This window comes from Domibacillus sp. A3M-37, from assembly GCF_024213455.1.
Lineage (GTDB): Bacteria > Bacillota > Bacilli > Bacillales > Domibacillaceae > Domibacillus > Domibacillus tundrae.
Genome location: NZ_JANAVL010000003.1, coordinates 161,711 through 171,725, shown reverse-complemented (window position 1 = coordinate 171,725; position 10,015 = coordinate 161,711). Strand labels below are relative to the sequence as shown.

General features: G+C 41.0%; 11 protein-coding genes. 8 read left to right on the top strand and 3 right to left on the bottom strand.

What is annotated here, in order from left to right; all coding sequences use genetic code 11:
• Nucleotides 1-195 precede the first annotated feature (195 nt).
• The 4 genes from NLX67_RS07725 to NLX67_RS07710 are packed head-to-tail and all read left to right on the top strand — an operon-like array spanning nt 196 to nt 3,097.
• Nucleotides 196-855, top strand: a complete 660-nt coding sequence (locus tag NLX67_RS07725) for a hypothetical protein (RefSeq protein WP_254311079.1) — start codon at nt 196-198, stop codon at nt 853-855.
• A 33-nt stretch (nt 856-888) separates the two neighbouring features.
• The gene (locus NLX67_RS07720; protein WP_254311077.1) at nt 889-1,044 is read left to right on the top strand and encodes a hypothetical protein; all 156 of its coding nucleotides are present in this window, start codon (nt 889-891) and stop codon (nt 1,042-1,044) included.
• The gene (locus tag NLX67_RS07715; protein ID WP_254311067.1) at nt 1,037-2,389 is read left to right on the top strand and encodes an arsenic transporter; all 1,353 of its coding nucleotides are present in this window, start codon (nt 1,037-1,039) and stop codon (nt 2,387-2,389) included. Before NLX67_RS07720 ends, NLX67_RS07715 begins: the two co-directional genes overlap by 8 nt.
• 21 nt (nt 2,390-2,410) lie before the next feature.
• Nucleotides 2,411-3,097, top strand: coding sequence for a hypothetical protein (locus NLX67_RS07710; protein ID WP_254311066.1), 687 nt, complete (start codon nt 2,411-2,413; stop codon nt 3,095-3,097).
• A 148-nt stretch (nt 3,098-3,245) separates the two neighbouring features.
• Here the strand turns inward: NLX67_RS07710 and NLX67_RS07705 are convergent, their stop codons facing one another.
• Nucleotides 3,246-3,488, bottom strand: a complete 243-nt coding sequence (locus NLX67_RS07705) for a hypothetical protein (RefSeq protein ID WP_254311064.1) — start codon at nt 3,486-3,488, stop codon at nt 3,246-3,248.
• A gap of 189 nt (nt 3,489-3,677) precedes the next feature.
• Here NLX67_RS07705 and NLX67_RS07700 point away from each other — a divergent pair, with 189 nt between their 5' ends.
• The gene (locus NLX67_RS07700) at nt 3,678-4,697 is read left to right on the top strand and encodes an STAS domain-containing protein (RefSeq protein WP_254311063.1); all 1,020 of its coding nucleotides are present in this window, start codon (nt 3,678-3,680) and stop codon (nt 4,695-4,697) included.
• Between the two features lie 206 nt (nt 4,698-4,903).
• On the opposite strand, the gene ku is transcribed toward NLX67_RS07700, so the two are convergent.
• The gene (ku, locus tag NLX67_RS07695; protein ID WP_254311061.1) at nt 4,904-5,680 is read right to left on the bottom strand and encodes a non-homologous end joining protein Ku; all 777 of its coding nucleotides are present in this window, start codon (nt 5,678-5,680) and stop codon (nt 4,904-4,906) included.
• A 182-nt stretch (nt 5,681-5,862) separates the two neighbouring features.
• Here ku and NLX67_RS07690 point away from each other — a divergent pair, with 182 nt between their 5' ends.
• Nucleotides 5,863-7,542, top strand: coding sequence for a ribonuclease J (locus NLX67_RS07690; protein WP_375143359.1), 1,680 nt, complete (start codon nt 5,863-5,865; stop codon nt 7,540-7,542).
• A 98-nt stretch (nt 7,543-7,640) separates the two neighbouring features.
• Here the strand turns inward: NLX67_RS07690 and NLX67_RS07685 are convergent, their stop codons facing one another.
• Complete coding sequence (locus tag NLX67_RS07685; protein WP_254311060.1) at nt 7,641-8,657, bottom strand: C40 family peptidase; 1,017 nt, start codon at nt 8,655-8,657, stop codon at nt 7,641-7,643.
• A 220-nt stretch (nt 8,658-8,877) separates the two neighbouring features.
• On the opposite strand from NLX67_RS07685, the gene NLX67_RS07680 reads away from it, so the two are divergent.
• Nucleotides 8,878-9,276, top strand: a complete 399-nt coding sequence (locus NLX67_RS07680) for a hypothetical protein (protein ID WP_046179355.1) — start codon at nt 8,878-8,880, stop codon at nt 9,274-9,276.
• A 29-nt stretch (nt 9,277-9,305) separates the two neighbouring features.
• Nucleotides 9,306-10,010 (top strand): thermonuclease family protein, encoded by a 705-nt coding sequence (locus tag NLX67_RS07675; RefSeq protein WP_052728392.1) that lies wholly within the window; start codon nt 9,306-9,308, stop codon nt 10,008-10,010.
• The last annotated feature ends 5 nt before the right edge of the window (nt 10,011-10,015 follow it).

Genomic DNA, 10,015 nt, shown 5'->3' with positions numbered 1-10,015 from the left:
GAATCATCCTCGAAAGGTACAGAAGAAACGGATGAGCAGGATAAAAAAGAACTTTCTACTCGGATAGAAGCAAAGGACGAGAGAAGTGAAAATGAATCATCCTCGAAAGGTACAGAAGAAACGGATGAGCAGGATAAAAAAGAACCTTCCACTCGGATAGAAGCAAAGGATGAGAGAAGAAAAAATGAATCATCTTTGAAAGGTACAGAAGAAACGGATGAGCAGGATAAAAAAGAACTCACCGCTCGGACAGAAGCGAAAGATAAAACAAGTGAAAATAAAACATTTTCTAAAGATAAAGAAAAAATGGAAGTGGTAAAAAAGATAAAGAACCAATTAAAACAAATAAAAAAACCGCAAAATTCTGCAAAGCCTCAAATTCCTAATGAGGCAGATGAAGAGATAGTGACTGGGGAGAAGATGGGAAAAGATGTTTCTGCTGTTAAAGCGATAAAAAAGGTTATCAAGAATTCCCAGGAAGATTCTCCATTTAATCAAACACATGCTCAAAAAAGCCGAGCGAGAAAAAGATTGAAAACAAGAAAAGCGGAAAAGTGCGCGGATTCAACAATAGACGAGTTAAGTACACATGCTCCTCTAGAGATAATAGTAGAAGAAACCAAAGAACCATGGACATCTGTCATTACAATCGAAGAAACAGAAAAACAGCTTGAATCTCAATATTATTCCCTGATGAAGCAGACAGAAAAACACCTTGAACCCCAATATTATTCCCTGATGAAGCAGGCCGAAAAACAGCTTGAACCTCAATATTATTCCCTGATGAAGCAGGCCGAAAAACAGTATAGGGAATTACGGGAAAAAAGGATCGGATGGGAAATGATGAACAACTAATGTACTCTTTTTTTGCAGGGAGGAGGAGCAGGGATGGCGATGACGGTTTTTTATTTAGCGACTGGAGGCTGTTTTTACTTTCTGTTTATTAAACCATCTTTTTTAACCAATTCAAAGAGAAAGAAAAGTGAACTCCTCACTATGAAAGGAGCTTCTTTAAAGAAGAAGGCGGCGAAAACGAATGCTTGATTCAGAGCTTTTCTTAATGGCCATGACCTTTTTTGTTGTCATTACCATTATGCTGTGGAGGCCTTTCGATGTAAATGAAACCATCCCGACGTCGGCGGGAGCAGTGTTCGTTTTAGCATTAGGTATTGTACCGCTTGCGGATATTAAAGATATTTTCAACATCGTAAGTGGTGCTTCACTGACGATTTTATCAACAATTATGATGTCCATCGTGCTGGACAGCATTGGATTTTTTAAATGGATTGCACTAAATATCATCATTCGGTCAAAAGGGTCAGGGAGGCACTTATTTTTTTATGTTATTCTTCTCTGTTTCTTCATGACGATGTTTTTTAACAATGATGGCAGCATTTTAATTACAACACCGATTATTATTCATATTATGTTACTTCTGAAAATGAAGCCAAAACAGGCTTTTCCATACTTAATTTCAGGCGCTTTAATTGCCACTGCTGCAAGTGCCCCGATTGCCGTCAGCAATATTTCCAATCTGATCGCTCTTAAAATTGTCGGACTTAGCTTAAACAGCTACATCGAGATGATGTTCGTTCCTTCTTTAGCAGGAATTCTTCTGATTGCGCTTATGCTTTATGTCTATTTTCATGGAGATATCCCGAGAAAAATACCTATTTTACAATTAAAGTGGAACCGATCCACAAACAATATAAAGCTGGACCACCCTTTGAAATTGACAGATACAAATGAAAAAGTGGATTGGTGGCTGTTTAAAGTTTGTTTATCGATCGTCGTGATCACCAGGGCCGGTTTTTTCTTGTTATCTCCACTTGGGGTTCCAATTGAATGGGTCGGGTTAAGTGGAGCATTTCTCCTTATTCTAATCAGGTGGTTCCGAACGAAAGATGGAATAATGGATATCGTGAAAAAAACACCGTGGCACATTTTATTGTTTGCTTTTAACATGTATGTTCTTGTATATGGATTGAAAAATGTCGGATTAAATGAACTTATTGTCGTTTATCTAAAAGAAATAGTCACAGAAAACCATTTTTATGCGAGCATGGTCATGGGGCTGTTTTTGACAATCCTTTCAAACATAATGAATAACCTGCCGGCTGTTATGATCGGTACATTGTCGATAACCGAAATGGGGCTGGATCATAAAACGATGCAGATCGCCTATCTGGCAAACGTAATCGGCAGCGATATTGGATCGCTTTTGACGCCTGTCGGAACATTAGCTACATTAATATGGATGTTTTTGTTGAAAAGACACAATGTTCATATTTCCTGGAGGCAGTACATGAAAGTAACATTTATCGTCATTCCGATCGGTCTTGTGGCCAGTCTTCTTTTTCTTTATTTATGGAACAGTTGGCTTTTTTAAGGGAGAAGGAGGTTTCATGAAATGAAGAAATACATTGGTGAACCGGTCTATTTAAATCTTGTCGGCAAAAAAGAGCTGACAGGTGTCTTGATTGATTACGGCAGCGACGTACTTGTGCTGCTAAGCCAAAACGACTTTTACTATATCCCGCTATTTCACATCCGGGAAATACGTTCTTTATCCAAAGAAGAAGCCGGCTCTTTTTCGCAGTCTGATACCGCCATGACACTTTCGTTTGATGAACAATTATCATTAAAAGAAGTTTTGCACGCTGCGGCGAAAGGAAGCTTCGTTGAAGTGAATATAACGGCCGCTCACGCTATTCATGGCTATATAACAAATGTGCTGGATGATTATCTGGTACTGTTTACACCTATTTATGAAACGATACTTATCCCGATTCATCATATCAAATTTCTAATTCCTTACTCTAAAGATTCCCGTCCTTACGGGTTCAAACTCACAAAAGCGCCTGTTTCAGTCATCAAAGGGCCTCCATCTGCTTTTGAAGACCATCTGGTAAAATTAAAAGGCTCTTTTATTACATTAAACATTGAAGGAAAAGACAGCATAAGCGGCCAACTGATTGGAAAAGAAGCTGAATTTATAGAATTGCTGACAGTGAGGGAGCAGCAAATTCATTTAAATATTCATCATATTAAAACGGTTATGCCATTTGTATTTAAAGAAGAAAAACAACAGTTATAAAAAAAGAAACGGCTCTGCTGTATGAACTGTATCCCGAATAGTGGACATTAAAAAAGTCTCTATTCGGGCTTTTTTATGTTTACTTTAACAAAAATGAAAAAAAGATTTAACGTCAACACAAAGCACATCCCGGTGTGGCAGGTGGTTGTCACCAAATGGCAACACCATAATCGTCACCCGCAGCGAAGTGAATGGACACGATCTCATCCTTTGAACTGTAGCCTTCCAATTTTGAATATTGTTTCCGGACAGGAAGCCGGCTGCATTCAGAGACGATTCCATCCACTTTCAGTAAATGATCATCGCCAAGTATATTACCAAAAATCACATAAGCACCAAAAGCGAACAAAAACGATAATGAAAAATAATGAATTTTTATCTTTGCTTTCATATACTCAGTACGATCAAGTTTCTCATATTGGCAATGAAATCCGAAATGTTTCGCATCCATTGCATAAGGAGATGATAAAGCAGAAAAGAAAAGGAGCAGCATCTGTATTGGACATGTTTTTTTATAATAACTATAATGAACTTACTATGTGCAAAAAACAATTGCTTAAAGCAAAAGGAGCATCAATATATGAAAATGAATTCAAGTATCAATGTAGGCGGGCTTGACTTTGAATGGGATCTGGAAAAAGGAACATTTCTATTTGAAGGGGAGGATGCGGTTCTTTTCTGGATTTCTTCCGCAATGAGAACGTTCTTCGATACGATTGAAGAAATTTCAGGCGAAGAAGCATCAAACCTTGTTTTTGAGACAACCGGTTTTCGGCAGGGATTAGTGGTAGGGCAGTACTTTGAGAAAATAAAGGATGTCAGTATCGCGCAAGCAGCAGAATTGATTACGAATACATATGCTTCAGCTGGCTGGGGACGGACCACGATTGAAAATTTAGACTTCGAATCAAAAGCGTTGACGGCTCATATTCAAGACAGCTGGGAATATAAAATCAACCTGGCACAAGGAAAGACACAGGGCGGCAACTATCTTCCCGCACACTATGCTGGAATCTTTACCGGACTGTTCGGTACAAATATTTGGTATAAAGTCGTGCAGCAGCAACTGGAAGGCCATGAATATAGTGTGATTGAATATTTTCCGTCAGATGTGACGATTACAAATAATATTCATCAATTAGCGAGAAAAAAGGAAGCAGAAGAAATTCTCCGCTTAGAAGCTCTTGTAGAAGAAAAAACGAGAGAACTAAAAGAACTGGTGAAAAAGCTTTCTTCACCCATTATTCCCGTTCTTGAAGGAATCGTGGTGGTCCCACTGCTCGGAAAATATGATGAGGAACGTTCAGAAGAACTTGTTGTCAAAACGTTAAATAATCTTCCTGCATATAAGGCGAACTATCTTGTGCTGGATTTAACTGGACTGGATAAAGACATAAGTGGCCATACGGTAAGCCTTATTGAAAAAATCGGCTCTGCGGCTTCTCTAATCGGGACAAATACGATCCTTGTTGGCATTTCTCCTGAACTCGGCATGATTATTTCGCAATCAAATATCAATTTGTCTATATTTGATTGTTTTCAAACTTTGCAGCATGGAATCTATTTTGCTTTAGGACAGCATGGGCGAAAGATTATTTAAAAACGAATGGAACACGAAACGGCACTTCACTAGAGGAAGTGCTGTTTTTTTGTATGCGTAAGATAAACTAACAGGCGCGTTCGTAAGGATAATGTCACGATTCATCCTTCATTCGCTCAGCAAGTTTGATCGGGACAATATTTTTCAGGCCATACGAGCTGTCTGTTCGTTTCAGCCGGCCATTTGTCTTAATGGATGGAACAGGTTTATTTTGCTTGTTTTTGCTGTTGGATGTGGACAATGCTTCGCTCCATCGCATCCATTAAGCTAAGAATATGTGAAGCGTCTGGAACCGGTTCAGCCCGTTTCGGCATTTTGGTTTTGATCAGCTTTTCCAGTTTCTCACGGTATTCGTCGTAGTAGTTGGATGGATCGAACTTTTCGGTCATCTGCTCAATCAGTGCAAGTGCCACTTCTTTTTCCTTCTTCGTCAACTTTATGCTGGATAGGTTGGACAGCTCCATCGTTGAGCGGATCTCGTCGGGAAAATGAAGCGTTTCAAGGACAAGATAATTATTAAAAACCCGGATTACTGCCAGCCGTTCCTTTGAGCGTATCGTAATTTTTACGATACCAGCCTTTCTTGTTGTCATTAATGATTCTTTTAATAATGCGTATGCTTTTGTTCCTGCCGTATTAGAAGCCAAATAATATGTTTTGTCAAAGAAGATCGGATCGATTTCACTTAATCGAATAAATTCGATGATCTCGACCGATTTATCTTCAACGTCACTTTTTATACCTGCCAGCTCTTCATCCGAAATAACGATAAAGCGGTCCGAAGCATATTCATACCCTTTAACCAATTCATTTAAATCGACTTCCCTGTTACAAACTGGACAAAATTTAAGCTGCTTAACCGGATTTTTACATTCTGCATGCAGCTGGCGCAATTTAATATCTCTGTCTTCAGTAGCGGCATGAAGTTTGATCGGGATGGAAACCAATCCAAATTCGATTGAGCCTCGAAAAATTGTTTGCATATTTTTTCACCTCGGTCTTATTTTGTGGCCTAAGAGAGTTTGCTATGCATGAAGAGTGGCAATCATGGCCGTTTTTAACGAAAATATGTTAGCTGAATGATTGAAAGTGGTCTTAAAAAAGGAAAAGCATAAAAGGACTTTAAAAGGGCACAATTTGGATAATGATTTAGTTGGGGAGGAATATGATTTTGAACACAGCGGAAAATAAATTATCCATATTTGCTTTAGGCGGTGTGAATGAAGTCGGGAAAAATATGTATGCGGTACAATATGCAGACGATATTGTGGTGATTGACTGCGGGTCCAAGTTTCCAGACGAGAGTTTATTAGGCATTGATTTGATTATTCCGGATATTACATACTTGCGTGAAAACAAAGATAAAATCCGAGCTTTAATTGTGACACATGGTCATGAGGACCACATTGGCGGCATTCCCTATTTTTTAAAGCAATTGAATGTGCCTATTTATGCCACCCGGCTGACACTTGGCTTAATTGAAATAAAGCTGACAGAACATGGGCTTCTTAGGGAAACAAAGCTTACGTCAATTGATTCCCATTCGAATATTGAGTTAGGAACGATCCACTTGACGTTTTTTAAAACAAATCACAGTATTCCTGATTGTTTAGGGGTGGCATTCCATACACCTGAAGGAACGATCGTACATACCGGCGACTTCAAATTTGATTTAACGCCGGTAAATGACCAATATCCGGATATTCATAAAATGGCCGATCTCGGCAAAAACGGTGTTTTAGCTCTCTTATCAGAAAGCACGAATGCGGAACGTCCCGGATTTACGCCATCAGAAAAGCTTGTCGGCACGCATATTCAAGAAGCATTTAACAAAGCGGATGGGAAAGTGTTTATCTCGACTTTCGCTTCGAATGTCCATCGTGTACAGCAGGTGGTGGATGCGGCGGTCAAAACAAACCGAAAGCTTGCTTTGCTTGGCCGGAGTATGGTGAATGTTGTGTCGGTTGCGATGGAACTTGGTTATTTGACGATCCCGGACGATATGCTGATTGAAGCAAATGAAGTGAATGACTGGGCTCCAGAAAGAGTGGCAATTCTTTGTACGGGAAGCCAGGGAGAACCGCTGGCGGCTTTATCCCGTCTGTCCAGTTCAAAATATCGGCAAGTGGAAATCTTCCCGGGCGATACGGTTATTTTCTCTTCAACGCCAATACCAGGGAATGAACGGAATGTTGCGCGGATTATCGACAATTTGTTCATGCTGGGAGCGAAAGTGATCTATGGATCGGGAACAGCCACGGGTATGCATGTTTCCGGACATGCTTACCAGGAAGAATTAAAATTGATGCTTACATTAATGAAACCAAAGTATTTTATTCCTATTCACGGTGAATACAGAATGCTGTATCAGCACCGCCTGCTGGCTGAGTCTGTCGGTGTCGAAAAAGAGAATATTTTTGTTGTGAAAAATGGCGATGTAGTCGATATCAGCCAATCGACTGCCCGCCAAACGCGGAAAATACCTGCAGGAAACATTTTTGTTGACGGGTTAGGGATTGGCGATGTGGGGGATATTGTTTTGCGTGACCGCAAACAGCTTTCCGAGGATGGAATGCTTGTGATCGTCATTACGTTAAGCAAAACAGAGAACAAGATTATCTCGGGTCCGGATACCATTTCCCGTGGATTCGTGTATGCCCGGCAGTCAGAAGAACTTTTAAAAGATGTAAATCAAATTGTAACATCGACCATTAACAAGCTGCAGGAAGCAAATGTGACGCAATGGAAGATCATGAAGCAAAACTTAAAAGAATCCGTCGGCAAATTTTTATACGCTCAAACGAAAAGACGGCCGATGATTGTTCCGATTATTATTGAAGTATAATCCACTCAAAACGTGTCGAAGTGGCACTGTGCTGCCTTTATAAAAGTAAAAAACATCCCCGGGATACGAGTGCCGGGGATGTTTACTGTTTCTTTATATTAATCGGTGTAGCGTCTCGCTCCTGCATATTCCTGTTTATATGGAGCTGTATTCATTGAGATGATTTCCACTCGTTTGCCGGCTTTTGGTGAATGAATCATTTGGCCGTTTCCGGCGTACATGGCAACGTGGTGAACGCGTCCTTTCCCATTATTATAAGCGAAAAACAACAGATCACCTGGCTTTAAGGACGACTTCGCAATCGCTTTTCCTTTTTTCGCCTGATCGGACGCGTCACGCGGAATGCTGATGCCGTGGTATCGGTAAACAGAAGATGTAAAGCCTGAACAGTCATAGCCATAAGACGACACGCCTGACCATAAATAAGGAAGACCGAGAAATTGCTTGCCGGTTGTGAGCAGCGCTGTGCCGATCGGCTTCGGAATGACCGGAGTGGCGGCGAGAATGCGAATATCGCCCTTTTTTAACCATTTAGCGCCGTTGGCCGGGGTCATCACCTGCACCCAATTGGTTTCTGATTTGATAATCGGCAGCTCAGTATTAAAGCTCAGTTCCATAAAGGATGTCTTTTTATCTTGAAACAGGACAGCCGTATTTGATTTTACACCCGCCGTCTCGCATGCTTCATATGCGGCCGGCTGTGTTGTTACTTGTGCTTTTGGCAGCCAGCCGGGATAGCCTTTGCTGTTTTTAGGTGTAGACTGGTCTTTAACAGCAACCTGTGCCCAGCTGCCGCTCGTTTTCAACACGGTTACTTCCTGGCCGTACAGTGCCTGCGTTTCAGCTTTTCCTGTCAGCCAGAGCCGATCTTTGACCGTTGTCATTTTTGACGTCCATGCTTTCATATTGACGGGATTGGAGAGGACGTGCTGATCCATTTGCCGTTTCGTGCCGGGTTCTTTCCAAAGAGTGGCGACGGATACATTAATGTATGTTTTTTTAGCGGGTGTTTTCGCATAACAAGTGGCGGGGTCGGCTGCTTTTGCAGCAGGAGGGACGAGTGAAAAAGCCATTACACAAAGCATGATTGCCATCATCACCTTTTTAAAGGTCATATCTTGAAGCTCCTCTATCTATATGGTATTTGTTGTCACGACTATATCACGATTTGAAAGTGTTGTTAATAAAATTTTTTCGGCGTTCGTGCATTCACCATCGCAACCTTTAGCTTTTTGTTAATAGTGTATGTGCTGTGAAGGATGACGTTGAATGGAAATTGACGGATATGCGCCTGCATCATGTATAATAAAAAGGAAAGAAAAAGGAGGCGTTTGTATGGGCAAGAAATTACCGATAAAAGAACAGGTGCTTCTCGCATATTATGTGCAGTATTATTTGGAGAACAAGCCGGATGTCATGTATGAATTGCATGAACGGATGAGTGAAAACATGGAACCGGCTGTCTATGAGATTGCGATGAATGATTTATTTGACCAAGGGCTGATCAATGGACTCGAAAAAATCCGCCATTATGATGAAACAGATGGGCAGATTATCAAACCGATGATTACAAACGAAGGCATTTTATACATTAATAACGTACTGAATATTCAATCATACGCGAGCGATGGCAATAAGCTTGAGTACGTGAAAAATAGTTTGACGACGAGCGGCCTGGAATTATCGATTCCGATCATTGCGGAATACATTAACGAGGCAGCGGCAAAGAAATAAAAACCTCTTAAATTGAAGAGGTTTTTTTAATGGCTGCCTTCTACAAGGAAAGAAAAGAGGACTTAGACGTGAAAAAGTGGATGACAATCATTCTATCCGGGGTTGCGGCTCTTTTTTTATCAGCTTGCACATTAGATGAGGTGAATGATGTTCTCGAAGTAACAGAAGATGTATTGACAGCAATTGAAAAAGAAAAGCAGGACACTGCAAATACGGACGATTCACAGGAGCCGGTTAACGAAACAAACAATGTTTTAAAAACAAAAGGGACGATGGACCCGATTCCGGCAGACCTTGTCCGTCCGGTTGACGGCGATACGGCCGTATTTGCATTTGATGCGGACAACGATGGGGAAAACGAGGAGTTCAGCGCCCGTTTTTTACTTATCGACACCCCGGAAACGCGCCATCCACAGCTTGGCAAGCAGCCGCTCGGGGAAGAGGCGAAAGAGCGGACGGCGGAGCTGCTGGAAAGCGGTAATATCACAATCGAATTTGATATTGGCCAGCGCCTTGATAAATATAGCCGGATTTTAGTATACGTATATGTGAATGGAAAAAGCGTTCAGGAAACGCTTCTTCAAGAAGGATATGCGCGGGTTGCTTACGTGTATCCGCCAAATACACGCTACCTTGATGAATTTGAAGCAAAACAGCAAATTGCTAAAAAGAAAGAAAAGGGTATCTGGTCAATGGATGGATATGTGACCGAACGTGGATTTAATTCAAAGTAGGAGGG